The sequence below is a fragment of the Paraburkholderia sp. J8-2 genome, from assembly GCF_905220195.1.
Classification (GTDB): Bacteria; Pseudomonadota; Gammaproteobacteria; order Burkholderiales; family Burkholderiaceae; genus Paraburkholderia.
Genome location: NZ_CAJMZA010000023.1, coordinates 72,572 through 96,738 on the forward strand (window position 1 = coordinate 72,572; position 24,167 = coordinate 96,738).

25 protein-coding genes are annotated in these 24,167 nt (G+C 64.7%); 10 read left to right on the forward strand and 15 right to left on the reverse strand.

Annotated elements, in window-relative coordinates; all coding sequences use genetic code 11:
• Positions 1-9: 9 nt before the first annotated feature.
• Positions 10-1,083, reverse strand: coding sequence for an alkene reductase (locus U5A52_RS32265; protein WP_321937936.1), 1,074 nt, complete (start codon positions 1,081-1,083; stop codon positions 10-12).
• A 104-nt stretch (positions 1,084-1,187) separates the two neighbouring features.
• On the opposite strand from U5A52_RS32265, the gene U5A52_RS32270 reads away from it, so the two are divergent.
• Positions 1,188-2,060, forward strand: a complete 873-nt coding sequence (locus tag U5A52_RS32270; RefSeq protein WP_321937937.1) for a LysR family transcriptional regulator — start codon at positions 1,188-1,190, stop codon at positions 2,058-2,060.
• A 111-nt stretch (positions 2,061-2,171) separates the two neighbouring features.
• Here U5A52_RS32270 and U5A52_RS32275 read toward each other — a convergent pair whose 3' ends face one another.
• The 4 genes from U5A52_RS32275 to U5A52_RS32290 form a co-directional block, all read right to left on the reverse strand.
• Complete coding sequence (locus U5A52_RS32275) at positions 2,172-3,515, reverse strand: DUF3443 family protein (RefSeq protein ID WP_321937939.1); 1,344 nt, start codon at positions 3,513-3,515, stop codon at positions 2,172-2,174.
• A gap of 21 nt (positions 3,516-3,536) precedes the next feature.
• Positions 3,537-4,043 carry a DUF2844 domain-containing protein gene (locus tag U5A52_RS32280; RefSeq protein WP_321913661.1) on the reverse strand — a complete coding sequence of 169 codons (507 nt, stop codon included), beginning with the start codon at positions 4,041-4,043 and terminating at the stop codon, positions 3,537-3,539.
• Between the two features lie 199 nt (positions 4,044-4,242).
• Positions 4,243-4,632: a hypothetical protein gene (locus tag U5A52_RS32285; protein WP_321913614.1), complete on the reverse strand. Its 390-nt coding sequence runs from the start codon at positions 4,630-4,632 to the stop codon at positions 4,243-4,245.
• Between the two features lie 877 nt (positions 4,633-5,509).
• Positions 5,510-6,409, reverse strand: a complete 900-nt coding sequence (locus U5A52_RS32290) for a DMT family transporter (RefSeq protein ID WP_321913615.1) — start codon at positions 6,407-6,409, stop codon at positions 5,510-5,512.
• Between the two features lie 195 nt (positions 6,410-6,604).
• On the opposite strand from U5A52_RS32290, the gene U5A52_RS32295 reads away from it, so the two are divergent.
• From U5A52_RS32295 to U5A52_RS32310, 4 genes are all read left to right on the forward strand, one after another.
• Positions 6,605-7,522, forward strand: coding sequence for an AraC family transcriptional regulator (locus tag U5A52_RS32295; RefSeq protein ID WP_321937991.1), 918 nt, complete (start codon positions 6,605-6,607; stop codon positions 7,520-7,522).
• Between the two features lie 77 nt (positions 7,523-7,599).
• Entirely contained in the window at positions 7,600-8,076 is a 477-nt protein-coding gene (locus tag U5A52_RS32300; RefSeq protein WP_321913616.1) for a VOC family protein, read from the forward strand.
• A gap of 18 nt (positions 8,077-8,094) precedes the next feature.
• Positions 8,095-9,003: an OpgC domain-containing protein gene (gene opgC, locus U5A52_RS32305; RefSeq protein ID WP_415774085.1), complete on the forward strand. Its 909-nt coding sequence runs from the start codon at positions 8,095-8,097 to the stop codon at positions 9,001-9,003.
• Positions 9,000-10,670, forward strand: a complete 1,671-nt coding sequence (locus U5A52_RS32310) for a tannase/feruloyl esterase family alpha/beta hydrolase (RefSeq protein ID WP_321937941.1) — start codon at positions 9,000-9,002, stop codon at positions 10,668-10,670. The genes opgC and U5A52_RS32310 overlap by 4 nt, the downstream gene beginning before the upstream one ends.
• A gap of 33 nt (positions 10,671-10,703) precedes the next feature.
• On the opposite strand, the gene U5A52_RS32315 is transcribed toward U5A52_RS32310, so the two are convergent.
• The gene (locus U5A52_RS32315; protein ID WP_321913618.1) at positions 10,704-11,492 is read right to left on the reverse strand and encodes a hypothetical protein; all 789 of its coding nucleotides are present in this window, start codon (positions 11,490-11,492) and stop codon (positions 10,704-10,706) included.
• Between the two features lie 274 nt (positions 11,493-11,766).
• On the opposite strand from U5A52_RS32315, the gene U5A52_RS32320 reads away from it, so the two are divergent.
• Positions 11,767-12,030: a hypothetical protein gene (locus U5A52_RS32320; RefSeq protein WP_321913619.1), complete on the forward strand. Its 264-nt coding sequence runs from the start codon at positions 11,767-11,769 to the stop codon at positions 12,028-12,030.
• Positions 12,031-12,080: 50 nt separating this feature from the next.
• On the opposite strand, the gene U5A52_RS32325 is transcribed toward U5A52_RS32320, so the two are convergent.
• On the reverse strand, positions 12,081-12,341 hold the full coding sequence (locus tag U5A52_RS32325; RefSeq protein ID WP_321913620.1) for a DUF2934 domain-containing protein: 261 nt from the start codon (positions 12,339-12,341) through the stop codon (positions 12,081-12,083).
• Between the two features lie 224 nt (positions 12,342-12,565).
• On the opposite strand from U5A52_RS32325, the gene U5A52_RS32330 reads away from it, so the two are divergent.
• Positions 12,566-12,706 (forward strand): hypothetical protein, encoded by a 141-nt coding sequence (locus U5A52_RS32330; protein ID WP_321937942.1) that lies wholly within the window; start codon positions 12,566-12,568, stop codon positions 12,704-12,706.
• A 43-nt stretch (positions 12,707-12,749) separates the two neighbouring features.
• On the opposite strand, the gene U5A52_RS32335 is transcribed toward U5A52_RS32330, so the two are convergent.
• Positions 12,750-14,126 carry a phospholipase A gene (locus U5A52_RS32335; protein ID WP_321937943.1) on the reverse strand — a complete coding sequence of 459 codons (1,377 nt, stop codon included), beginning with the start codon at positions 14,124-14,126 and terminating at the stop codon, positions 12,750-12,752.
• Positions 14,127-14,288: 162 nt separating this feature from the next.
• On the opposite strand from U5A52_RS32335, the gene U5A52_RS32340 reads away from it, so the two are divergent.
• Together U5A52_RS32340 and U5A52_RS32345 are read left to right on the forward strand one after the other, a co-directional pair.
• The gene (locus U5A52_RS32340) at positions 14,289-14,771 is read left to right on the forward strand and encodes a Spy/CpxP family protein refolding chaperone (protein ID WP_321937946.1); all 483 of its coding nucleotides are present in this window, start codon (positions 14,289-14,291) and stop codon (positions 14,769-14,771) included.
• 46 nt (positions 14,772-14,817) lie between these two features.
• Complete coding sequence (locus U5A52_RS32345) at positions 14,818-15,108, forward strand: hypothetical protein (RefSeq protein ID WP_158762576.1); 291 nt, start codon at positions 14,818-14,820, stop codon at positions 15,106-15,108.
• Positions 15,109-15,191: 83 nt separating this feature from the next.
• Here the strand turns inward: U5A52_RS32345 and U5A52_RS32350 are convergent, their stop codons facing one another.
• The 6 genes from U5A52_RS32350 to U5A52_RS32375 all read right to left on the reverse strand — a co-directional run bounded on the left by U5A52_RS32350 (position 15,192) and on the right by U5A52_RS32375 (position 21,945).
• Complete coding sequence (locus U5A52_RS32350; protein WP_321937949.1) at positions 15,192-17,315, reverse strand: phosphocholine-specific phospholipase C; 2,124 nt, start codon at positions 17,313-17,315, stop codon at positions 15,192-15,194.
• Between the two features lie 89 nt (positions 17,316-17,404).
• A complete protein-coding gene (locus U5A52_RS32355) occupies positions 17,405-17,848 on the reverse strand; it encodes a hypothetical protein (RefSeq protein WP_321937951.1) in 444 nt (147 codons plus the stop codon).
• A 175-nt stretch (positions 17,849-18,023) separates the two neighbouring features.
• Complete coding sequence (locus U5A52_RS32360) at positions 18,024-18,425, reverse strand: PPC domain-containing DNA-binding protein (protein ID WP_321937953.1); 402 nt, start codon at positions 18,423-18,425, stop codon at positions 18,024-18,026.
• A gap of 134 nt (positions 18,426-18,559) precedes the next feature.
• Positions 18,560-18,880, reverse strand: coding sequence for a DUF4148 domain-containing protein (locus U5A52_RS32365; protein WP_321937955.1), 321 nt, complete (start codon positions 18,878-18,880; stop codon positions 18,560-18,562).
• A 220-nt stretch (positions 18,881-19,100) separates the two neighbouring features.
• Positions 19,101-20,603, reverse strand: a complete 1,503-nt coding sequence (locus U5A52_RS32370; RefSeq protein ID WP_321937957.1) for a M81 family metallopeptidase — start codon at positions 20,601-20,603, stop codon at positions 19,101-19,103.
• A gap of 52 nt (positions 20,604-20,655) precedes the next feature.
• Complete coding sequence (locus tag U5A52_RS32375; RefSeq protein ID WP_321937959.1) at positions 20,656-21,945, reverse strand: MFS transporter; 1,290 nt, start codon at positions 21,943-21,945, stop codon at positions 20,656-20,658.
• Positions 21,946-22,084: 139 nt separating this feature from the next.
• Between U5A52_RS32375 and U5A52_RS32380 the strand changes: the two genes are divergently transcribed.
• Entirely contained in the window at positions 22,085-23,002 is a 918-nt protein-coding gene (locus U5A52_RS32380; protein WP_321913631.1) for a LysR family transcriptional regulator, read from the forward strand.
• 43 nt (positions 23,003-23,045) lie between these two features.
• Here the strand turns inward: U5A52_RS32380 and U5A52_RS32385 are convergent, their stop codons facing one another.
• A complete protein-coding gene (locus tag U5A52_RS32385; protein WP_321937960.1) occupies positions 23,046-24,164 on the reverse strand; it encodes an exo-alpha-sialidase in 1,119 nt (372 codons plus the stop codon).
• Positions 24,165-24,167: the final 3 nt, after the last annotated feature.

Genomic DNA, 24,167 nt, shown 5'->3' on the forward strand with positions numbered 1-24,167 from the left:
CTCGCCGCGTCAGGCGTCAGCCGTTTCGCTCAAGCTCGGATAATCCGTATAGCCTTGCGCTGCGCCCCCGAAGAAGCCGTTGCGATCCGCCGCGTTCATCGCCGCGTTGCGCTGCAGGCGGGTCACGAAATCCGGATTCGCCAGCACCATCTGGCCGTAGGACTCCAGATCCGCGAGCCCACTGGCTACATCGGCGCCGATCTGCTCGCGCGGGCGGCCAGCCCGGTTCACGATCAACGTGCCCTTCCACAGCTTGCGAATGTCCGCCAGCAACGCTTCGTCGCCCTGATGCGCGATGTGCAGATAAGCGAGACCCAGCTTGTCGAGTTCGGCGACCAGATAGCGGTTGAGATCGGGGCCCTGCGGGCCTTCGTCGATGCCCCACAGGGTCGTGCCAGGCGAGAGCCGGATAGCCGTGCGGTCCGCGCCGATTTCCGCGGCAATGGCGGCCACGACCTCGAGCGCAAAACGGGCCCGGTTTTCAATCGAGCCGCCGTATTCGTCGGTGCGCGTATTGGCGCTCGGCGCGAAGAACTGCTGAACCAGATAAGCGTTCGCACCGTGGATTTCGACGCCGTCGGCGCCGGCGTCGACCGCGCGGCGGGCCGCAGCGCGGAAGTCCTGCACCGTCTGGCGGATTTCCGTGGTACTCAGGGCACGCGGTACAGGAATGTCCTGCATGCCGCTCGCCGTGAACATGGCCGTGCCCGGCGCGATTGCCGAAGGCGCGACGCCCACGCGATGATGCCGCGTATTGTCGGGATGCGACATGCGGCCGGCGTGCATCAACTGAATGAAGAGATGGCCGCCTCGCGCATGGACAGCCGAGGTGACCTTTTTCCACCCGGCTGTATGGGCGTCGTGATAAATGCCAGGGGTGGTGAGGTAGCCCTGCCCGTCTTCCGAAGGCTGTGTGCCTTCACTCACGATCAATCCAACGCTCGCGCGCTGTGCGTAATACTCGGCAGCCAGTTCGCCGGGCGTGCCGTCGGCCTGCGCGCGCGAACGCGTCATGGGCGCCATGACCAGGCGGTTTGACAGCGTGTAGCGCCCAACGCGCACGGAATCGAAAAGCTTGCTCATGATGATCACCTCGACTGGTTTGGATGCGAGCATCATCGCCTGCTTCACGATTGGGATAAATATGGTAATTTGGATTACATTGATCCACAAATGGAGCACTCAGGGTGGAGCTACTGAACGACATGGCCTTGTTCGTGGAGGTCGTCAAAGCCAAGGGGTTTCGCAGTGCCGCCGAGGCGACGGGCATGCCGAACTCCACGCTCTCGCGCCGCATCAGCGGCCTGGAAAAAGCCATCGGCCTGCGCCTCTTGCACCGCACGACGCGCAAGATCGAATTGACCGAAGCGGGCCAGGTCTACTTCGAGCGCTGCAAGCGCATTGTCGATGAAGCGCGCCTCGCGCACGAGCACCTGGGCGACATGGTCGCGCAGCCCAGCGGCGTGCTGCGGGCCTCGTTTCCGGTCGATTTCGCCGTCACCTACCTCGCGCCCTTGATCGCCGAATTCGCCGCTCTGTACCCCGCCATCACGTTCGATTTCGAACTGAACCCGCGACGCGTCGATCTGGTGAGCGACCCGTTCGACGTGGAAATCCGCATGGGGGAGTCCGAAAGCTCGCAACTCGTTGCGCGTCTGCTGGCGTCGCTCACGCCTTACCTGTATGCCTCGCCGGGCTATCTCGAACGCGCGGGTGAGCCAGTCAAACCGCTCGATCTGGAGCAGCACGAATGCCTGGGCATCCTGAAGACAGGCACGTGGACCCTGCATGACGCAAAGCGCACGGCCACGGTTGCAGTGGGTGGACGGTTCACGCTCAACAGCGTCGGGATGATCCGCCGCCTTGCCACCCTCGATATGGGCATCGTGTTGTTGCCGCAGGAAATCGTCGCGGACGAAGTGGCCAGTGGGACGTTGCGGCGGATTTTGCCGCAGTGGCATGGCGCGCCCACGCCGGTCTACGCGATGACGGAAACGCGTCTGCTGCCCGCGAAGACGCAGCGCTTCATCGAGTTTCTTCGGGAGCGGCTGGCGCGTTAGCAAGCTGCACAGGAGCTATGACGCAGGCCGAGCGGGCCCGCAATGCCTCTGAAACATCCGCGAGCGGCGGAGAGGCCGCTCGCAGATGCGTGGCACATACGGCGCTACGCGTTAGAACGCGACGTAGGCCGACGTTGCGACGCCTGAATTGCCGTCGGTGTTCGGATCGTAGTTGACGTACACCGTGCGGCCATAGAAGAACGGCATGCCGAAGTCGAAGCTCACGCCCGTCATGATCCCGCCGACGTTCGAGTAGGCGAAGCCACCGTCCAGGAACAGGTTCAGCGCATTGGCGATGCTAAGCGCAGGCGAAACAGTGGTGCCGTTGAACCCGGTGACGCTAGGCGTGCGCGAGACCGTCGTCGTGGGGCAGTAGAAGCCGATCGCGCGCGTGCACAACGTCGGCGTCAACGCGCTGTCGGGGAAGAACAGCCCGTTCGAGCCTGTATCGAAGAATGCCCCTGTTACGCTCGTACCGCTCAGCGAAGCACTTTGCACGTTGCCATAGTGGTCGGTTGTGAGCTTCTGAATGCCGGAAGTCGGCAACGCATTGTTCGATTGCGTGCCAATGCCGAAGGTCAGGAACCCCATCGCGTTCGTCGATCCCGACGACGTTACCGCCGGCATGTTCAAGATCACGCCGGTGTTGTCGGTAGTGAACATCCGGACCGGATTCGTCACTTGCTGCCCGACCGCTACCGCCAGGTCCGTGCAGCTCGTCGAACTGCCCGACCCCGTGCAGCCGTAGTAGACGCCGTTCGGCGTCGTCGCGCAACCGCTGCCGCAGTCGTACTTCGCCGGGCCGATGCCGAGAATGCCGTGAGCGGCGATTGACGACGACGTGTCGTTGAGCGAGCCGACCGAGCAGCCGTTGTTCGTGCCGCCCGCTGCCGACTGCGGCAGGTCGCCCATCACGTGGATGGGCACGCTCGTTGCCGTTTCACCGCCGATCGTGACATCCGCCGTGCGAACGGAGCCCCAGGCGTTGCCGTCTTCGAAACCGAAGCACTCGGCAACCGATTTGCCGCTCGCCGTCTCGACCGGCAACGCGGTCTGCATGTTGCTGTTCAGCGCATCCAGCGTGACCCGCAGCCCCCACGACCCCGTATCGACCTGGACGTTGTCGATCGTTTGGCAAGTGCTCGTGCCGTGTTCGCAGATCGTGACGCTGACCGTCGGAATGTTCGGCGCGTTTTTCACGCCCGCCGCCACGGTCACCGCAACCTGGTTGGTCGCCAGCGTCGCGGGCAAGCTCGATACCGGAGTGCCCGCAGTGAGGACCGCGGTGCCATTGGTGCTCCCCGTGCCGCCGGTGCTCCCACCGCTACTGGTCGACGTGTTCGAAGTGGCATTGCTCGATCCGCCACCGCCGCCACACCCCGCGACGAGCGCGACAAACGCCGCCAAGCCGAATGCAGCCAGCATTCGGGCAGTTTTGCCATTGATACTCAACATGGTTCGCCTCGTTCTCGTTCGTTATTGGATGTCGGTGGCGCTCACGCCAGCCGGCAACGATTGCGGCAGGTAGGCCTGCCCCGAGAACGCACCCGGATGGCCGCCCGAATGGACGACCAGACCCGGAAGCTCGATACTCAGCGGACCACGGCCCGGATTGGCCGTGCGCTGCGCGACGCGCGCGCCGTCATAGTCCGTGAAGTACGTACCGAGCAGCGCGGAGAGGTTCGGCATGATCGGCCCGCTCCAGGCGATGCCAAATACCGTTCCCGCCGCCGAGATGTACTCACGCACGACCGTGCCGGTGGCGAACGTGGTTTGCGTCACCGTGTACGAGGCGGCGCTCGCGGTGCTGGCCACGCCCGATGCCGCATGGACGACGGCCGGATTGAACGAACTGGAGACAGCCCCCGCCGGTGCAGGCGTGGGCGTGCCGCCGAGTGCCGCAGCGGCAGGCGCCGCCGCACTCAGCGCGGCGCAGCTGAACGCCGCGCAAAGCGCGGCGCGCATGATCTGATTCGACATCAGGAGAGAACCTTTTTATGGTTGGTTTTATCGCGCTCTTCGGCGCAGGTTTGCCGTTGCCATTCTTGCGAACGTCAACGGTGAAAAACGGACTTCACTTCACGCGAAGTACCCCGGGGACAAACGGGAAGGCCACGCGGTCCATGCGGTCCGCCGCACGGTGTATTGATTTGTCTTCTTTCCAGATCGCACTCAGCGACTTTCAATCATTGAGCTTTTGTTTGGCGAGGCGATTCGCGCCGCGAGTGTCCTGACCGTTATCTTCGATCTGATACACGCGCGTACGCACCGCGGGAAGCTCGGGGGGCTGCTGGGTGATTCCCCATGCACTCAACAAGCCCTCGAACGATGCGCCGGCCGGCGACGTCCGTGGCTCCGGCAGAGGCACGCCGGTCGACCGGTAGCGCGCCGATCCCCGCGCACTCGCGCCGGTATTGATGCGCTCGGCGGCGCCGTTGCGCATGGCGTAGCGAACGACATCGGAGGCTTCGCGCGAACTCATCAAGCCCGACGCGGTCATTTCGCTGACCGACGCGCTTTCGCGCTGCGCGAGCCAATGCAGCAGCGTGAGCGCACTAGCGTGAACCTTCATTACTGGCCTCTCCCGTCTTTGTCTTGTCGTTGTCCCCGGCGCAGATCACGCGACGCGCTGGACGGATTTCGCAGTGTCTGCCATGCCATACCCTTATCCACCCGCTGAAATCGTGGCTGTGCCATCGGGCTTGATTGCCGCGGCGAAACTGAACAGCGCTGTGGGGAGCGCGCTCGCCAGGAGGGAGAACGGCGCGCGCAGGCGTGTGCTGCACACGTAGACAGGCCATCGGCTTTGCATTCGTTTCGATCCCCGCTGGCGCGGGCGGACGCGGTAACCCCGAAAGCGGCTGGCACGCCGCTCGTTTGCATTCGTATTTATCTGCTCATCCGAGGGTATCGGCAACCTTCAGATGAATCTTTAGTGCAATTACTGAATTTATGCCGGCCACCTTTTTGTAATAAAAATGAAGGCATTCGATATTCAGTTGATTAAGTCAAGTGCGCGCTGAGCGCGCCTCGTCACGACCGACGCGGCCGCTCGGGCTAGTGCTGGATGATGCAAAACACATAAACGACCGGCTGGCGGGTCGAGGCGCGCGCGGCACTCAACGCGCGCAAGCGGTTCGAATGGAGTCGATCACTTTGTGCTCTACGCGTGGCTGTCGACGTTCGTCGTGAACGCTCTGCGCCCCAACAGCATGCCGCGGCCAGGCTTTTCACCTATGTCCCGCTGGGCGTGTTCGCATGGATGGAGCGCGCCGTATTTACGCTCCTCATCACGCATGCCATACGATTCGTACTGCTTGACACTGTTCGGCACGACTGCCAACGCACTCGCCGCCTTCAGCTCGCTCTGTCTTGCCGCGCCGTGTTTCTCCTGGCTGTACCGGCGCTACGCGAGGGCCGTGAGGGCTAGCCTCGACCGCTGAAGCCGCTCACGATACCGCCACGCGCCGCGTGAACAGGCGCCGCGTCAGGTCGAAGGCAACGAGGTTGCCCGAGACGACCAGCAGAAGGCCCACAACCGCAAGCAAGGACCAGCGGTATCCCTCGTAGACCGTCGAAACCGCCAGCGCCACGATCGGGAACAAGACCGTGCAGTACGCCGCGCGCTCGGGACCGATCCGGCCAACCAGCGTCAGATAGGCCGTGAAACCGATCACCGACCCTGCCACGACGAGCCAGGCCAGCGCGCCGAGGTAGCGCGCATCCAGTTCGAGCTTGAACGGCAATCCGGCCACGGCGCTGCCGGCCACGAGCACCGCGGTGCCGATCAGCATGGCCCAGCCATTCGTCACGAGCGGGTTGAGCCCCATCGACTGCATGCGGCTCGACAGCAAATTGCCCGTGGAAAAACACAGCGTGCCGAGAAACGCCACCGCGAGGCCGAGCCATACCGTCTGATCGCCGATATGGCCGGCCATCTGCTGCAGAAAGAGGCACACGATCCCGATCAGGCCAAGTGCAGCCCCGCCCACGGCCGTGGGTTGCAGCGGCCGGCCCAGGAAGATGCGCCCGTTGATCGAATTCAGGAGCGGCGCGGTCGAGAACACCACGGCGACGAGCCCGCTCGGCACGACGCTCTCGGCATAGTAAAAGCACAGGAAATTGAGGCAGAAAAGCGCCAGCCCCTGGGCGACGAGATAGCGCCATGCCGCGCGCGGCGGCCAAATCGGGCGGCGCATCGCGGCCAGCAGCGCGAACACGAGGAGCGCCGCGAGCCCGAAACGCCAGGCGATCGAAACGGGCGCGGGCACCACGCCAAGCTGCCACTTGATCGCGATCCAGGTGGTGCCCCAGATCAGGACGGTCAGTACGTAGAGTAGAAGATTCATAGCCGGAAAGAACATCGAGTCGATGCCCCGACTATGGCGCACACGCGCGGCGCGGACTTGTCCAGGATTGCGCATTTCTTGCCTGCGCCCTGCCGTGGCCGGTAGTCAGCGGGGCGCGCGAGTATACTTTGAAAACCCATCTCGACAACCCGCTTCGACGCCCCGATTACCGACTTGCAAGCCGCCGCCCCGACCATGAACGCCCAGGTGTCGCTTCCCACGCCCTCGCCCACTGAGACGCCCTTTGGCCTGCACTCGGTGTGCCGCACGCTGAGCGCGGCCAATGCGACGCTGGAGCGCTTTGCCTGGCTCGGCGACCAGTTTGCGGCCGCTGTCTGGACCCGGGAAACGCGCGAGGCCGAGACCGTCTACGATCGGCCGGGCCATCACACGCTGTCGTGCTATCTCGACGGCGGCTACCGCACCGAGCGGCAGAAACTGCCCGGCGTGTATGGCGCGCCAAGCCGGCTCTGCGCGCTTCCCGGCGACCATGAATCGCGCTGGTGGGTGCGCGGCCACATGCATTTCATGCATCTGTATTTCCTGCCCGATCACTTCACACGGCGGGCGGTGCGCGAACTCGACCAGGAACCGCGCGAACTCACGCTGGCCGACCGCACGTATTTCGAAGACGAGCGGATCGCCGTTCTCTGCCAGGCGCTCGCCAACGAGAACTGGGCCGATCCGGAGGGACTCCTGCGCAGCAACGAAACGGCGCACGACGTGCTGAGCCTGCTGCTGCGCAGTCAGGGCGTGCGGCGTCCGGGCGCGGCCCTCAAGGGCGGTCTCGCCGTGTCGACGAGGCGACGCCTGCGCGACTATATCGAAGCCCATTTGGGCGAGACACTCACGCTCGGCGCGCTGGCCGATGTGGCGTGCCTTTCCGAATACCATCTCGCGCGCATGTTCCGCGCCTCGTTCGGGCAACCGCCGCATGCATGGATTGCGGCTCAGCGCCTCGAACGCGCCCGCCTGCTGCTGCGCACGACCGCGCTGCCGCTCGCCCAGATTGCAGCGCAGTGCGGGTACGCGAACGCGAGCCACTTCAGCCATCGCTTTCGCGACGCGTTCAGCGCCGCGCCGAACGTCTATCGTCAAGCATTCCTGAAGTAGTCACCCGCGCCGCCGAGGCTTTGTCACAATGATCGGTGCGCGCCTGCAACGAGGCGCATTTCCCGAAGGAGAGCGTGATGGCGGAGCTTGTGACTTGTCTGTGGTTCGATGAAGGCAGAGCGCGCGAAGCGGCGCAATTCTACGCCGCGACGTTTCCGGACAGCCATGTCGAAGCGGCGCATGTTTCCCCCATACCGGGCATTGGCGCGGGGGCTGAGCTGATAGTCGAATTCACGGTGCTCGGCCGGCGCTTCGTGGGGCTGAACGGCGGCCCCAACTTCCAGGCGAATCAAGCGGTGAGTTTCATGGTCGAGACCCATAGCCAGGAAGAAACCGACCGCTACTGGAACGCCATCGTCGGCAACGGCGGCGAGGAATCGGACTGCGGCTGGTGCAAGGACCGCTGGGGGTTTTCATGGCAGATCACGCCAAAGCGCCTGCTCGAATGCGTCTTCGGCGCCGATCGCGAGGCCGGCAAGCGCGCCATGGAGGCGATGATGCAAATGCGCAAGATCGACATCGCCGCGATCGAGCGCGCCGCTGCCGCGAAGTAAGCGGCCGCGCACCGTGGCGTGAGCGCGGCGCAAGGGCGCTTCCTGCGGCGCAGCTGGGAAATCTACCGTGCCTATCTGCTGACCGCCCTGCTCACGCTCGTTTCTGGCGCGCTACTCGCGCTGTTGCACCTGAACCCTGCCGCCGCCGATTTGAGCGGCTGGGCGTCGTTCGCCTCGCATCCCGTGCGCGAGACATTGCACGTCGTGTTGCTCGCGCGCCAGCCCTGGCTGTCGAGCGTGCTGCCGATGTATGTCATATTTGCGCTGTGCGTGTCCGCTGCGGTGCCCTTCGCCCGCCGCGCGCCGCTCTGCACGCTGGTCTGCAGCTTGCTGCTCTGGGCCTTCGCGCCGCTGCTCGCCGCGCTCATCGGCGCGAGCACGTTCGCGAACTGGCCGTTCGACCCGTTTGCGTGGCAGTTGATGTTCGTATTCGGCATGCTCTGCCGGCTGCACCCGGTTCCGCCCGCTTTCAAGACCTCGGAAACCGCACGCTGGCTGGTGCGATTCGCGTTCGCCGCCGTGGCGCTGTTCGCGGCGGTTAAATGGTTCGTTCTGGTTCAACCCATGCCAGGAGACATGAAACAGCATCTCGCCTTCGCGCGCGTCGTCAACTTTATCGGCATTGCCATGGTGGCGGCGTATTTCGTTCATCGCGGGACAGTCGCTCGGATCGCCGCGCGCTTGCCCGCCGTCGTGACCGTGGGCCGCACGGGGCTCGTGTGCTTCGTCGGCGGCACGCTGATCCCGGTGATCGTCGACACCGCCACGCCGCACGCGCTGCACGGCGTGGCGGCACTCGGCGCCGCACTGGCCGGCGACATTGTCTCGATCGGCGCGATGCTCACGCTCGCCAAGGCTTGGTGCGGCACGCTCGGCCGCCAGAAGGAGAAGGTCCGTGCGAGGGTCAACGGAGCCCGCTGCGGATGATGCGACGGGGCAAGCGCGCACTCGAATCCCTCAAGGCGATCGCCGTCGCCACGCTCACGCTCATCGCCAGCGCTCACGCTTTCGCCCAGCACACGCCTGCGCTGCCGCTGCATTGCGTCGACCTTGCCGGCGCGCTGTTGCCGGCCGCGAGCATCGGCTTGCCCACCAACGGTGCGCTCGTGCAAAGCGCCGCGATGATCCCTGCGACCGCCACGGGCAATCTCAACGGCGACTTCTGCCGCTTGACCGGCGTGATACGCGCCCAGAGCGCCGGCACGCCGGACATCCGCTTCGAAGTGAACCTGCCGAGCCGCTGGAACGGCCGCGCGCTGCAGTTCGGCGGTGGCGGCTACAGCGGCGTCGTGGTGACGGGAACCGGCCCGATGCCCTTCTCGCCGGAGCGCGCGCCGCTCGCGCGCGGCTATGCGACCTTCGGCGACGACTCCGGCCACAACGGCACGTCGTCGGAAGCGAACTTCGGACTGCTCGAAGAAGCCGTGACCAACTTTGGTTACGCGCATTTGAAGAAGGCGCATGACGTTGCGCTCGCACTGATCACGCTCGGCTACGGGCGGTCGCCGGAACACATGTATTTCGCAGGCGGCTCGACAGGCGGCCGCGAAGGCTACACCGTGATCCAGCGCTATCCCGACGACTACGACGGCGTGATCGCAAATTCGCCCGCACTGAACTTTTCGGGCGTGCGCTTGACAGGCGTTGTGGTGGGCCAGCACGAATACCGCACGCCGGGCGGCTATCTTTCGCCGCAACTGCTGGAGCACGTGTACGCGCGCGTGATGCAGGCGTGCGATGCACTCGACGGCGCTGCGGACGGCCTCGTCAGCGACGTCGAGAGTTGCCGCGAGAAAGAGCCCGCGATCATCGACGCGCTGCGCTGCTCCTCGCAGGACCAGCCAGATCGCCAGCATGCCGCTGCAGACGACTGCCTCACGCCGCCACAGGTCGCGACGCTGGAGAGCCTGCGCGACGGCCTGCGCCTGCCCTATGCGCTGGCCTGGGGGGCGGACAGCTATCGCGGCTACAACGTCTTCCAGGGTACGCGCTTCACGAGCATGCTGGGCCTCGCGCATTCGCCGCAGCGGTTGCCTCAACCGGGGTTCGTCACCAATGGCTACCTGTACGCGCAGGGCGACGCGTACCTCAAGTATTTCATCACGCACGACCCGACGTTCGATGCGACGAATTTCGACGTGATGCATCCCGGCCGCTACCGGGAACAGCTTTTCACGCTGTCGGCCACGATCGGCGCGATGAATCCGGACGTCTCGCGCTACCTCGCGCGCGGCGGCAAACTCATCACCTTGCAGGGACTCGCCGACGAGGTAATCAGCCCGAACCAGACGATCGCGTATTACCAGGCGTTGATCGGGCGTTACGGCGAAGCGCGCGTGGACAGTTTCATGCGCCTCTACATGGTGCCGGGTTACCAGCACGGCAATGGCGCGTTCATTCCCTCGGTGGATCTGCTCGGCGCGCTCGACGACTGGGTCACGCACGGCAGCGCGCCGGAAACGCTGTTCGCGACCGACATTGCGCAAGCCACGAACGGCCGCACGCGGCCACTGTGCCGTTACCCGGCATTCCCGCGCTATTTGGGCAAGGGCAACGCGAATCTCGCGGCCAATTTTACGTGCGTGATGCCGTAGCCGGAAACATGCAACGGCGCACAACGGCCCACACTACGCGTTCTGCTCCCGGCGCGCGGCACGTTGCGGCAGCACCACGATGCAGCCGACGATAAAGATCATCAGCAGCACGGATGCATAAAGCCGGCTGAACTGCAGGCCGCCATCGGCTAGCGGCTTGTCAAGCAGGTCGCCCAGCGTCGCGCCGAGCGGACGCGTGAGCACGAACGCGAACCAGAAGAGCGCCGTGCGCGAAACGCGCGGCCACAACCACATCAGGCCCACGATCACGAGGCTCGCGCCAAAGATCGCGGCGCCGACTTCGTAGCCCACACCGAGGCCGCCACGGTCCTCGCCCGCCACCCAGTCGCCCAGCGCCGTGCCGAGCGTTTGCGAAAACAGGATCGTAATCCAGTAAAACCACTCGACGCGCGGCGTCGCGACGCTCTCGATCGACACGGAGCCTTCTACGCGATACCAGATCGCGAGGCTCGCCACGAGCAGCAGCAGAATGATCGACACGCCGCCGGGATAGCCCACGCCGAGCGAACGGTCGCAGAAGTCGGCAAGCGTCGTGCCGAGCGTGGTCGTGGCGACGATGGTCGCCCAATAGAGCCACGGATAGAAGCGCTGTGCGCGGATCTGCGCCGACACCAGCACGACGAAGCACGCGAAGAAAATGAGCGTGCCGGCCAGATAGCCCAGATTCAGCGACATCGTCACCCAGTCGCCGCCGGTTTCGCCGAGCGTGGTGCAAGCAATCTTGATGATCCAGAAGCCGAATGTCACGGCGGGAACCTTGCTGAGCGCTTCTTCGACGAAACTTCGAGTGACGGTAGACATGAATACTCCTTGCGCCGCATGAGGGGCGGAACGATATAGCCTCGGACTATATGCTGCCGTTGCTTAACTAAGCCTTAACTACGACTCAATATGCGCAAAGCGCGCACCATGGCTTGCGCATAAGCAAGTTCTAAGGTTCGCTGCGTAGTCTGCTGGCATGCGTCGTGATAATCGGACGGCGCAATGTTGAATGAGCGGTTGCACAAACGGGTTTTGAAAATTCCGTCCATTCTTCAGTAATCCAAATCTTTTTTTACCGTCTGGAGTCAGCATCATGAAACTTGCCATTGCTTCCGCCATTCTCTCGCTCGGCGTTGTCCTGTCCCCCGTCGCCTTCGCACAGGGTGGCGACTATCCGATACAACGCCCGCAGATCCAGCAACAGACCGCTCCGCAGCACGCCAACACGCAACGCACCGACGACTCCGGCTACGGCACGGAAAGTTCAGGCACCTCGAACGCCTCTCTCGCGCAAACCTCGCGCCATGCCGCACTCATGTCACACGAAGATCGCAACGATCTGTTCACGCATCATTGATGCGTGAACAGATCGCCACGATGGCCTGAAGCGCGGCGCACTCGCGTTTTTCACACTCCGCCGCGCCGCTTGTCCCGCGCCAGTTCGTTCGGCGGCAAGCTGTCGCTTTCCTGCAGAGGTTCACCGGCAAGCCGGCGCTTGCCGGCCTGATCGCTGGCGTTATTCGGCCTGTCTCCTTCCACATCGTATTCGGCGGCGATCTGTTTCTCTGCGCGGCTCCAGTATTCGTCCGCCCGTCCTTCGGGCGCGCCGTCGTCTTGCCAAAGCTGATAGGCGCGTTTGCGGATGCGCTCTTCCCGTTCGTCATTCATGGTCGTTCCTCCGATGTGCGCGCACGAGCGGCGTCGCAACCGGCTAGCCCCGGCTGCGATTGGCGCGCTGCCTGTGCAACGAGCAAACACAGTGCCCGTTGCGTGCATCATACTCACGCCACCATCGTCGAATCCCTGTTGAGGAAGATCGTTCATGACCGGCACGAGCACGCTACGGCGCGACGGGCGATCACAGCTATTTCGGCTATCTGGAAGTCGACGACGTGAACGCGCTGCACGAAGAAATCGCGCAGAAAGAGGCCATCGGCCTGCAGCCGCCGGGTGACCGACCGTACAGGATGCGCGAATGCACCGTGGCCAAGCCGGAAGGCCACCGGTTCGTCGTGGGTCAGTCCATTGACTGAGCCACGCACGATGGCAGGCGTTTCATAACATCCGCACGTTCACTCAGCGCGACAGGGCGAAACCCATGCGCGCAGCCCAGCGGTGCTGGTTGTAATCGAGAAGATCCTCGCCATAGCCGTTGAAATAGCCGATCCAGAAGTACCCGCCCCAGGCATTGCCGAACAGCTTGGCAAGCGGGTATGTGAATTGCGCGTCGACGCTGCCGTACCACGATTTCGTGCCCTTTCTCAGCGTGGTGGCGAGTTGCCAGCCATCCGGGCTGCCGTACTTGATCAGCAAATCGACGTAGCCGCGATAGTCGGCAATATTCGAGTTTTCCCCTGCGATGTGCGTGTACCCATAGATCTTCGGTGCGATGGTCAGGTGGTTCGCATTGATATCGCCGAAGTCCCAGATCGGCTTCAGGTAGAAATAATCGAGGCCGCGCGACTCCGGTCCGTCTTCGCCGTTCGAATCGTGCTCGTAGCCCACTTCGATCCCCATGCGGGTGAACCATTTCGACCGCCACCCGGTGTCCTCGAGGTAATAGAACAGCGCTGGCATGTAGCTCGTATCGCGGAACGGCGCGGAATACTCGTTGATGTCCCACAGTGAGGTTTGCGTATACGCGAAATAAAGGTTGTCGACGAAACCTCGCGAGCGCGGGTCATCCGGCAGTACAAAGCGGAATTTGAAGCTGACCTGGAATTTCGCGAGATCCGAGTCGTTGGAGGCAAAGCCGTCCGCGAAATAGTTCGGCTGGTAAAACGAGAAGCGGCCCAAGATCATGGTGGTCAGATCGGGCACGAGCGAATTCGAAGGCTTCACTGTGGAGGGCGGCATTTGCGAGGCGAGCGACGCGTTGCCCGCCATCGGCCCTTCGGCTGGCACGATGGCGAGCGGGGTCGATGCGGGCGCAACCGCTGCCGTCGCTGGCGCCGCCGGTGCCGATGCTGGTGCCGGTGCGGCCGCATTCGCCGTGGCCTCGCGCGGCTTGCGCGTGAGAATAACGACCGAAGGCGACACGTCCACGCCTGGCACGTCCACTCTCACGGCGCCGCGCGCCCACTCGGGCCACGGCGCGCTATAGCTCACCGCCTTCATTTCGCCGGCTGCGAGCCGCACGTGCTCGGGCGCGCCAGCATCGCGCGTGAGCAGCACCGCTCGCGGCAATTGCTCGCCATTGGTGAGCGCAATGCTCAACGTGCGCGGCACGTCGACCGAGGTGCCGGAGGGCGCATCGCCGGTATAGACGATCGTCACCACGAGCGGCTCGTCGGACCTGGCTTCGCGCGGCGGCCGCGTGATGGACACGGCGGCGTGGCTCGCCGGCACATAGCCCGCGAGCGTGGCCGCGGCCAGCGCGAGGCACCCCAGCCTTCCCCATGGCTGCCGGACACCGTGTACGGAACGGAAAGCCGATTCCCTGCAAATTGCCATTCGATTCGCCACGTTGCCTCCTTGTATCGCCAGAACGATTCGCCGCGCAGCGAATCCAGTCGATGCTGTTCTACGAGTGAAGCGTGGTGCTTTCGGGAATCGTGCCCTATTCCCTTGTGTTACAGACAGGCCGCCAAAATTGAATTGTTTGCCTGCGCTGCTATGATCGAAAAGGTTCGTTCCGGGTCGCCGGCAATGACCAGCGAACGCTTTTTGCGAGGACTGACAATGAAACCTGTCCTGCTTGCACTAGCCCTGCTCGGCGCTTCCACATGCTGGGCGCAGGCCAGCGCTCCGGCTGCATCGTCGCATCAGCATCACACTGAAACCGTCGACGACCGCGTGAAAGAATTGCATGCCGAACTGAAGATTACTCCCGCCGAAGAGGACAAGTGGGCGAAAGTGGCCGACGTCATGCGTAATAACGCCAAAACGGTCGACGATCTAATCCAGCAGCGGCACGATAACGCGCAGCAGCAAACCGCGGTGGAGAACCTTCAATCGTGGAATGAGATCGCCCAGGCGAATGCCGATGGCAGCAAGGCGATGCTCGATGCCTTCTCGGCGCTATACGCGGACATGCCCGATGCGCAGAAGAAGCTTGCGGACGCCGCTTTCCGGCCCGAGCAAGCTCACACGAAATAACCAGCCGCGAGCGCCGGCAATGCGCGCTCGCGACGGAGGATCGACGATGAAACTCCGTGTGTTGAAGTTTGCATTCCTTTGTATCGCGCCAACGCTGTGCGCGATGCAAACCGCACAGGCGCGCGTGAACGTCAATGTGGGCGTGGGCATTGGTATTCCGGGGGCGTTCTACGCGCCGCCGCCGCCCGTTCTCTTCATGCATCCCGCGCCCATGTGGCCGCCGCCGGTCGTGTATTCGCGCCACGGCTTTTCTCCGTGGCACCATCCCCCGCATTTCAGGGGTCCGAGACACGTCCGGCATCCGGGCTGGGGACCGCCGCCACCGCGCTGGCGCTAGAGGCGGACGTGCAGTAATTTTCGGTAAACAAAAAAACCACGGCTAGCGATAGCCGTGGCTCAACTTACGTCTCAAGCCTGCAATCAGGCGCCGAGCGCGGGATCGCTATAGCTCGGGCGCCCCGTTTCGACGTGGCCCGCAATGCGGCGCACGAAGGTCGCATCGCTATCGACCGTAATCGTCAGGTCGTACCAGCCGTACGCGTTGCGCAGGTCGAGATAGAGCGGCTCGGTGTCGCCGCCGGGCACGGTGCGCTGGATCTTCGCACCCGGGTCATACGCGTTGACGATCGTGAACTGGCAACGCGCGCCGCCCTTGTTTTCCAGGCGCAGTTGCAGGTTGCCGTTCGCCACATCGTAGCCCTCGGACACTTCGGGGCGCGCCGTTTCTTTGCCGCCCAGCCAGCCCAACCCGCCCGGCTTGACCTGCGTGCCCGCGAAGCGGCGCAGAAAGCCGTTCGGTCCATGCACGCTGAAGTCGTACGCGCCGCTCGCGCCAATCGCGAACTTGTCCTCCAGATGCTTGCCCGCTTCGACCGTATAGGTGCGCGGCGCGTCGGTGCTGCCCGCCGTATAGACGAGAAATACCGCGCCGGCACGGCCCGAATTGACGAAGCGCGCCGCAACGTCGCCCGAGCCGGCGTTCGCATCGAAGCGCACGAACAACTCATACGGCAGCGCGCGCGCGTTGCGCACGCCCGCCTCCTGCTTCGGCACGCTGCCCACGACCGGCGGGACCGGCACGTAGTCGGGGTGACGCAGCTTGTCGGGCGGGGCATAGCCCGTCGTGGAAGGCAGCGCGGGAATCGCCGCGTTAGGCGTGGCGAAGTTGAATGCCGACGTGAGGTCGCCGCACACGGCGCGGCGCCACGGCGTGATATTCGGCTCGCGCAGATCGTGATGCAGACCGAAGCGCTTCTCGATGAAGCGGATCACAGAGGTATGGTCGAACGTTTCCGAGCACACCCAGCCGCCGCGCGACCACGGCGAGACCACGAGCATCGGCACGCGCGGCCCGAGGCCATACGGCCCCGCGGCGTACTTGCTGCTGCCCGGAAAAATTTCATTAGTGGTGTCGACGGTCGAGAGGCCGTTCGCGCTCGAAGCCGGCGGAAACGGAGGCGCGAGGTGATCGAAGAAGCCGTCGTTCTCGTCGTAGTTCACGAGCAGCACGGTCTTGCTCCACAGGTCCGGGTTCGACGTGAGAATCTGCAGCACCTGGTCGACGTACCACGCGCCGTAGTTCGCGGGCCAGTTCGGATGTTCCGAATACGCTTCGGGCGCAACGATCCACGAGACCTGCGGCAGTGCGTTGTTCGCCACGTCCTGCTTCAGCACATCGAAATAGCCGCCGCCGGCGAGCACGTTCGTGCCCGTGCGGGCGCGGTCGTACAGCGGATTGCCGGGCTGCGCGTTCTGGTACTGATGGAAGTACAGCAGCGAGTTGTCGCCGTAATTGCCGATGTACGGGTTATCGCCCGTCCAGCCCCATGAGCCCTTGGCGTCGAGGCCTTCGCCCACGTCCTGATAGATCTTCCACGTAATGCCCGCGGTTTGCAGCACTTCGGGATACGTGGACCAGCCATAGCCCGCTTCCGCGTTGTCGATGACCGGGCCGCCGCCGCTGCCGTCGTTGCCCACCCAGCCCGTCCACATGTAGTAGCGGTTCGGGTCGGTCGCGGTCATCGTCGAGCAGTGGTACGCGTCGCAAATCGTGAAGGCGTCGGCGAGCTGGTAGTGAAACGGGATGTCGTCGCGCGTGAGGTACGCCATCGTCGTCGTGCCCTTGGCGGGCACCCACTGGTCGTAGCGGCCGCCGTTCCAGGCCGCGTGCGTCGTGGTCCAGTCGTGCGGCAGATCCTGGATGAACTGCAGGCCGAGGTTGGCCGCCGTGGGGTGGAACGGCAGCACTTCGCCCGCACCGGCTGCGAGCGGCTGGTTCCATACAGGCTTGCCGGTGGGCAGCGTGATCGTGCGCGTGTCGCCGAAGCCGCGCACGCCGCGCAGCGTGCCGAAGTAATGGTCGAACGAACGGTTCTCCTGCATGAGGATCACGATGTGCTCGACATCGCGGAGGCTCCCCGTGCGATTGTTCGCGGGAATCGCGAGCGCGTTGCGGATGCCCTGCGGCAGCATCGTCAGGGCGGTGGCCGAACCGGCGCTCATCGCGGCGGTGCGGAGAAAGTCACGGCGGCTTCTCGATGTCATCTTGTGGTTTCCATCTTCAGGTTGAGAAAGGCACGCACGGCACGCCGCCTTGACGGGCGGCAGGCGGCAAGGCCGCGCGGCCGGGTACGTCAATCGGCGGTGTGAATGACAGGTGTGACAAGCGGTTCGATTTGCGCAGACTGCGCGTCTTGCGCGCTCCCGCCAGCGGGTGGCCTGGCCGGCGAGCGTACGGCGTTCGCGGGCAAGGCTACGCCTGCGTTTGCCGCATGGTTCGCACTATCTGGGAGATTCGCTGCAGGCGCGTCCGACGCCAGCGTGAATGCGTTGGCAAGCTGCGGGCTTTGCGAATGGCTGCCTGGCTGCGCTTGCGCGAGTTCGCGCGCGGCGTTCGCAGTGAGCGCGGCGCGCGTGTCGCTATCGCGTGCGCTGCATGCGCTTAACGTCGCGAGCGCGGCTGCGCATGCAAGCAGCATGGCGGGCGCGCGCATTGTGGTGAATGCAGCGGGCAGGCTCAAACGTTTGCGCGACGCGCCTGGCAAAAGCAAGCGCGCCGGCGCGGATTCGACCGTCATCGAAGTCTCCGTCCAGATAGAGGCACAACAACGGCTCGAGGAGCGGCCCGAGCGGGGCCTCGCGCATCACTCACGCAACAGCGCAGGCAGCGGCAAGGCAACGCCGAAGCATAGCGAAGCCGCTTTTAAGTTTTGTGACGGTGCGTGAGGCCGCTCGAATGGCGGCGCTGGAGCATTAGTCTCGCGCGTTGCGGATCTGCAGTTCCGCGTATCCGGTCGACGAATCGAGTTCGCGCGAGAAGCGATGGCCGGGCAGCAGCACCAGCAGCAGTTCGGCCGTGGTGCGTACCGTGCAGCCACGCGCGACGTGGCCGCCGAACACGCGGCCTTGCGCGTCGGATACGGACATGTGCAGATGCGCGCCATCGGGCGATACGGAGCCCGCGAGCGTGAGGATTTCGAGGTCGCCGCGCAATTCGGTCGGCGTTTCGATCCCAGCGAATCGCAACTGCGCGACGCTCAAGCTGCCGATGCCCTGGATGACGAACGCCGCATGCGAGGCGTGCTGGCTGAGCAGGCCCTCGACCGCGGCGCGCAGGTCGTCGCCGGGAGACAGTCGTACGGGATGGATTTGCATGCTGGGCTCGGGGTTGCCGCCGGTTTGTCGCATTCGGCACAGGTTAGGCCGGGTCGGCGAATGAGGCAAGTCGCATGATGTGCAACGGCCCGCTCAAAGCGGGCCGCATTTGCACTCGCACCTTCAATCGCCCATCACTGATGCGCGTAGATCGGACCCAGGCCGGGAATGTCCTGAGGCACCGAAGCCACAGCCGCACCCGCTGCCGACGAACCATTCGCCACGCCGCCGAACGCCGATGCCACCGCGCCGTTCTGCGCACTCACCTTCGCTTCGGCCGCTTCGATGTGCTGCGGATAGTCGTTGTAGTCGGCGGCCGGGTTGTAGCCCGCCTTTTCGAGTTGCACCAGTTCGGCGCGGACCTGAGCGCGCGTGAGCGGCTCGGCCGACTGCGCGAAGGAGACAACGGGAACAGCGACCACAGCGGCAACGATCAGCGACTTGATGAGGTTCATGGTATCCACCTGTAAGCAATGAGTTGGTTCGGTCCACGTTGGCGTGGCGCGTGCGTCCAGTCTTTTCGATGTCTGCCTGGCGACGTCGCTGACTGGCATGGGTGTATTTGAACGCCCGCACGTATCCCGCTTGTTTCCACGAACCCCTGCTTTTGCAAGCCTCCTTGTCCATTGCCGCGGTGGATACACAACGATACGAAAACCCCGCCGTTATGCCGCCCTACTCCCGCATCTCGCTCAGCGACACGCCGTTCGGGCGCAGACGCAAGCGCGTATCGATGCGCTGCCACGGCAAATCGGCAGGGTCGGCCGCCATGGGGCCAGGCGCCTTCGCCACGAGATGCGCGGAGGCGATGGCGTCGAAATCGGCGCGATAGTGGACCGAACTCTTGTTGACGAGAATCTTCATACGCTCCGGCTCGATACCCGCCGCGCGATACAGATTACGGTCGAATATCTGCATCTTCACCGAGCTGACCGCGATCCTCACGCCGTCGATGCGCAGGCACGCCACCGGCCCGATCTCGGTCCACATGCCGTTCATCATCGGGCCGTCGAAGCGCACCCGCCCATCGGCGAGATGCTCCACGACGAAGCGCCCGGCGAGCGGCGCGTCGCCGGGCACGCCCGTGCCGCCCGCGAGCGCCAGTTCGATCGTCGCGCCCACGCCCGCCTCGTGCGCCTTGGCCGCCGCCTGCGGGTCCCAGATCAGGCCTACGGCGGCGTCGCGCGCGCCCTGGCGCAGCAGCGCACGCACGAGGCCCATGGTGTTCGAGTCGCCGCCCACGCCCGGGTTGTCCTGCGTGTCGGCGATGACGACCGGCTGCGTGGCGTGCTCGGCCAGACGCATGGCTTCGCGCACGGCGGCGTCGGGGTCGAGAAAGCGCACTTCCCAGTCTCGCTCCTGCGCCACGATGGCCGAAGCCAGCGTGTTCACCGCCGTCACCACGGCGGCTTCGTCGAAGCCGTAACCCCACACGGCCGCGCCGCATTCGGGGAAATCGGAGGCCGGAAAACCCGGCGCGAACGAAAGCGATACGACCGAATCGTCTTCCAGCTGCGCGAGATGCGCATACGTGCCGCGCGCCGGCTCCGCGAGCGTGCACATGCCGTTCACGGGAATCAGGAACGGAATGCGGCGCACGTAGCGCTTGAGCCGGCGCTCGGGTTGCGCCACGAGGCGCATGAGGATGTGTGCGGCGCGCGCGCCGGTTTCGGCCATGTCGACGTGCGGATAGGTGCGATACGCAACCATGGCGTCGGCGTGCGTGAACATCTGCTCGGTCACGTTAGCGTGCAGATCGAGCGAAACCACCAACGGCATATCGCTACCCACGACGGCCCGCACACGCGCGAGCAGCGCGCCTTCGCCGTCGTCCAGATGCTCGGTGACCATCGCGCCGTGCAGGTCGAGATAGATGGCGTCGAAGCCGCCGCGCCGCACGGCATCGACGATTTCGCCGGCAATGCGCTCGAACGCCTCTTCGGTCACATGCGCGGAAGCGCTCGCCCCCGCCCAGATGACCGGAACGAGCGTATGGCCCGCCGCTTCCGCCGCCTGGATGAAGCCGCCAGCGGGCACGTTTACGTCGCGCAGCGAGAGCACGTCGGCGCCGCGCGTGAGCGGCGGAAAGCCCTCCCCCTGAACGAAACTTTGATAGCTGGCCTTCGTTGGGGCGAACGTGTTGGTTTCGTGCTGGAAGCCCGCGATGAGAATCTTCATTTTTCCTTTACCTCAGTTGCATAGGATGACTTAGCAAACCGGCTACTCGCGTTCAGTGCTCCGCGCTCGCGAGCCGGACGGAAAAGATCAGCACGGCGCCGACGAGCGACACGCCCGCCATGGCGAGCAGCGCTGGCTGCAAACTGCCCGCCGCCGTCTTGATCCAGCCGATCGCCGCAGGCCCCCAGAATCCGCCGGAAAGCCCGATGGTGTTGATGAGCGCAATGCCGCCCGCAGCAGCCGGCCCCTTGATGTACTCGGGCGGAATCGCCCAGAAGACCGTGTAGGCCATCCACAGCGCCGTTGTCACGAGCGTGAGCAGCGCAAGCGTGGGCGCCAGATGATTGCCCGTGGCCGCGCACAGCGCGAACAGCAGCGCGGCGGCCGCTGCGGGCACCGCGCAGTGAAAACGCCGCTCGCCGAGCCGGTCGGAACGGCGGCCCATATAGAGCATGCCCACCGCCGCCGCGACATACGGGATCGACGTGTACCAGCCCAGCGTGATCAGACTGCTCACGCCCTGCGCCTTGAGAATGGCGGGCAGCCAGAAGCTGATGGCGTAAATCGACGCAATGATGCAGAAGTACGCGAATGCCAGCACATAGACCTTGCGATCGCGCAGCACGCTTCTAAACGAAGTCGCGTGCGCCTCGGGCGCGCCGACATCGGCTTCGATCTGGCGCTTTTCGTCGTCGCTCAGCCATGCGGCGTCGGCCGGGCGGTCGGGCAGATAGAGGAAGGTCGCAATGCCGAGCACGATGCACGGCAAGCCTTCCACGAGAAACATCCATTGCCAGCCTGCGAGCCCCGCCTTCCCCGCCAGCGTACTCATGATGGCCGCCGAAACGGGCCCGCCGACAATGCCGCCAATCGGACCGGCGAGGAACACCATCGCAATGGCGCGCGCCATGCGCGAGGGACCATACCAGCGCGAAAGATAGAAGATCATGCCCGGCGCGAAACCGGCCTCGAACACGCCTAGCAAAAAGCGCATGGCGTAGAACGCGGGAACGCTGCGCACGAACAGCATGCACGCCGACGTGATGCCCCACAGCACGAGAATGCGCCCGAAGGTCTTGCGCGCGCCGATTTTGGGCAGCAACAGGTTGCTCGGCAATTCGAACAGCACATAGCCGATGAAGAAAATGCCCGCACCCACGCCATAGGCGGCATCGGAGAAGCCGAGGTCGGTCTGCATCTGCAGCTTTGCGAATCCGACGTTCACGCGGTCGAGGTAAGCAAACAAGTAGCAGATCAGCAGAAACGGCAGCAATCGCGCGTTGATCCTGCTGTAGAGCGCGGAAGCGTCAAGGCTTCTCGGGCGGGGAAGAATGGCGGCCATGTCCTGTCTCCTGGTGGTGGGCGTCGTGCGCAATACCATCCTGGCCAGGGCATAATTCGCCAGCAAGAGCAACAAAGTTCACACATCGTTCTTTTTCAGGCAACAGTCCCCTTACTTTACCTATGCGAACGAGGGCGCGATGCGCGAGATCAATCAGCAGCGGCTGCGTTATTTCCACGAGGTGCTCACGCACGGCACGATCCGCGGCGCCGCGGACAGCCTGAACACCTCGCCCTCGGTCATCACGCGGCAAATCAAGCTGCTGGAGGACGAACTGGGCGCGCAACTGTTCGAGCGCCAGGCGCGCGGCGTGAAGCCCACCGAGGCGGCGGCGCATCTGCTGGAGTTCTGGCGCGGCTATCGCGCGCAGCAGGAGAAGTTCGAGGACCAGTTGCACGCGTTGCGCGGGCTCCAGCAAGGCCGCGTGGATCTGGCCGTGAGCGAAGGCTACGTGGATGCGCTCGTTGCCGAGGTCATCACGCCGTTCTGCGCGCGCTATCCGAAGCTCGATGTGAGCCTCACGATGCTGCCGGTGGACGACGTGCTGGGCGAGGTTGCCGAAAGCCGTGCGCATATCGGGCTTGCCTTCAACCCGCCGCCGCATGAGCGCATCGAATATCGCGCGAGTTCGGCGCAGCCCGTCGTGTTGCTCGTGCGCCGCGACCATCCACTCGCGCTGCGCGGCACACCCGTCACGATCGACGACCTGCTGGCGTGGCCGCTCGCATTGATGCCCAGCACGTTCGGCATCGGGCATCTCGCGAAAATGCTGGCATTCGCGGAGAACGTCGAGATACGCGCGACGCTCACCACGAATTCGCTTACCGCCCTCAAGCGTTTTGTCGCCGCCGAAAATTTCGCGACGCTGATTGGCGAGTTCGCCGCCTCGCGCGAGATCGAAGCGGGCGAGCTCGTGACCTTGCCGATCGATCATGCGCTCTTTCAAGGCACGAAAGCGCGCGTGCTCGTGAAGTCAGGGCGGCCGCTGGTTGCGGCGGCGCATGAGTTGCTTGAGTGGATCCTGCGACGGATGACGATGTTTCAGGCGGCGGCGTAGAGCGTGCCCACGTCGGCCCCGTTATGCTCGCGGCCCCGCGCCCTCACCCAAACCGCACGCAATACACCGGCGGCAAATGCGCCGAAACGAGCCGCCAGTGTTCGCCGCCGTCGTCCGAAGTCCATAGCGCGCCCGTGGTCGACCCCATCGCAAGCCGCTCGCCGGAGTCGTCGATGTCGAGCCCATGCCGGTACACGATGTCGTACGCGGGCGCAGCCGGCAGCCCGCTCGAGAATTGTTCGAACGTGCGCCCGCCATCGCGCGTGCGCGTCACGACGAACTGGCCATCTACGGGAACGCGATACTGGTCTTTTTGAGCCGGCACGAACCACGCGGTGTCGGGCTCGCGCGGATGCACCACGACCGCGAAGCCGAAGCTCGACGGCTGCGCTTCGATACGCCGCCAGTGCGCCGCGCCATCGGTCGAGCGGAAGATCGCGCAGTGATGCTGCGTCCACAGCACGTCCGGATTCGCCGCGCATTGCACCACGCGGTGCGGGTCCTGCGCGTTGGGCTCGCCGCGGCGTTCGGGCGGCATGTAATCGGCTTCCATGCCCTCGGCGGTGAGGCGCCAGGTCGCGCCGCCATCGCCCGTTTGCCAGACGCCGCCACACGACACGCCCACCGTGACGTGCTGGCTGTCGCGCGGATCGACCATGACCGAATGGATGCCCGGCGCGTCGTAGCCGCCGCCTGCCCATTCGCGCCGCTCCGGGCGGTCCCATAACGGGCGGTTCAGTTCCCAGGTGTCGCCGCCGTCGGCGGAACGGAACAGGCCGCCCGGTATCGTGCCCGCCCACAGCACGCCAGGCTCGTCCGCGCCGCCGGGCTCGAGCGACCAGATCTGTTGCAGCGACCACGGCGCGGGCAAACGCCCCAATGCGTCTGGTTCGTTGACCTGAATGTCCCCGGCAGGCTGGGGCGGATAGACGGGCACCGCGCACTCCTCCCAGTCCGCCCTGCCCGCGCGCCTGCGATGCAGTTTCACGCCGAAGTGGCCGAGATTGAGCGCGGCATAGAGCGACCCGTCGCGCGCGTCGCGCATCACCATGCTCACCGGCTCGCCGAAGAACTCGGGTTCGCCGATTGTCCAGCCGCCCTCTCCATCGGCTTGCATAACGAACAGCCCCTTGCGGGTTGCGACTAGCAATCGATCGCTCATCTC

What these genes read in the sequence shown, in the direction of transcription:
- U5A52_RS32265 (WP_321937936.1), bottom strand. Translation starts at nt 1,083, where the DNA reads ATGAGCAAGCTTTTCGATTCCGTGCGCGTTGGGCGCTACACGCTGTCA.
- U5A52_RS32275 (WP_321937939.1), bottom strand. Translation starts at nt 3,515, where the DNA reads ATGTTGAGTATCAATGGCAAAACTGCCCGAATGCTGGCTGCATTCGGC.
- U5A52_RS32285 (WP_321913614.1), bottom strand. Translation starts at nt 4,632, where the DNA reads ATGAAGGTTCACGCTAGTGCGCTCACGCTGCTGCATTGGCTCGCGCAG.
- U5A52_RS32290 (WP_321913615.1), bottom strand. Translation starts at nt 6,409, where the DNA reads ATGAATCTTCTACTCTACGTACTGACCGTCCTGATCTGGGGCACCACC.
- U5A52_RS32295 (WP_321937991.1), top strand. Translation starts at nt 6,605, where the DNA reads ATGAACGCCCAGGTGTCGCTTCCCACGCCCTCGCCCACTGAGACGCCC.
- U5A52_RS32300 (WP_321913616.1), top strand. Translation starts at nt 7,600, where the DNA reads ATGGCGGAGCTTGTGACTTGTCTGTGGTTCGATGAAGGCAGAGCGCGC.
- U5A52_RS32310 (WP_321937941.1), top strand. Translation starts at nt 9,000, where the DNA reads ATGATGCGACGGGGCAAGCGCGCACTCGAATCCCTCAAGGCGATCGCC.
- U5A52_RS32315 (WP_321913618.1), bottom strand. Translation starts at nt 11,492, where the DNA reads ATGTCTACCGTCACTCGAAGTTTCGTCGAAGAAGCGCTCAGCAAGGTT.
- U5A52_RS32320 (WP_321913619.1), top strand. Translation starts at nt 11,767, where the DNA reads ATGAAACTTGCCATTGCTTCCGCCATTCTCTCGCTCGGCGTTGTCCTG.
- U5A52_RS32325 (WP_321913620.1), bottom strand. Translation starts at nt 12,341, where the DNA reads ATGAATGACGAACGGGAAGAGCGCATCCGCAAACGCGCCTATCAGCTT.
- U5A52_RS32335 (WP_321937943.1), bottom strand. Translation starts at nt 14,126, where the DNA reads ATGGCAATTTGCAGGGAATCGGCTTTCCGTTCCGTACACGGTGTCCGG.
- U5A52_RS32340 (WP_321937946.1), top strand. Translation starts at nt 14,289, where the DNA reads ATGATCGAAAAGGTTCGTTCCGGGTCGCCGGCAATGACCAGCGAACGC.
- U5A52_RS32345 (WP_158762576.1), top strand. Translation starts at nt 14,818, where the DNA reads ATGAAACTCCGTGTGTTGAAGTTTGCATTCCTTTGTATCGCGCCAACG.
- U5A52_RS32350 (WP_321937949.1), bottom strand. Translation starts at nt 17,315, where the DNA reads ATGACATCGAGAAGCCGCCGTGACTTTCTCCGCACCGCCGCGATGAGC.
- U5A52_RS32355 (WP_321937951.1), bottom strand. Translation starts at nt 17,848, where the DNA reads ATGACGGTCGAATCCGCGCCGGCGCGCTTGCTTTTGCCAGGCGCGTCG.
- U5A52_RS32360 (WP_321937953.1), bottom strand. Translation starts at nt 18,425, where the DNA reads ATGCAAATCCATCCCGTACGACTGTCTCCCGGCGACGACCTGCGCGCC.
- U5A52_RS32365 (WP_321937955.1), bottom strand. Translation starts at nt 18,880, where the DNA reads ATGAACCTCATCAAGTCGCTGATCGTTGCCGCTGTGGTCGCTGTTCCC.
- U5A52_RS32370 (WP_321937957.1), bottom strand. Translation starts at nt 20,603, where the DNA reads ATGAAGATTCTCATCGCGGGCTTCCAGCACGAAACCAACACGTTCGCC.
- U5A52_RS32375 (WP_321937959.1), bottom strand. Translation starts at nt 21,945, where the DNA reads ATGGCCGCCATTCTTCCCCGCCCGAGAAGCCTTGACGCTTCCGCGCTC.
- U5A52_RS32380 (WP_321913631.1), top strand. Translation starts at nt 22,085, where the DNA reads ATGCGCGAGATCAATCAGCAGCGGCTGCGTTATTTCCACGAGGTGCTC.
- U5A52_RS32385 (WP_321937960.1), bottom strand. Translation starts at nt 24,164, where the DNA reads ATGAGCGATCGATTGCTAGTCGCAACCCGCAAGGGGCTGTTCGTTATG.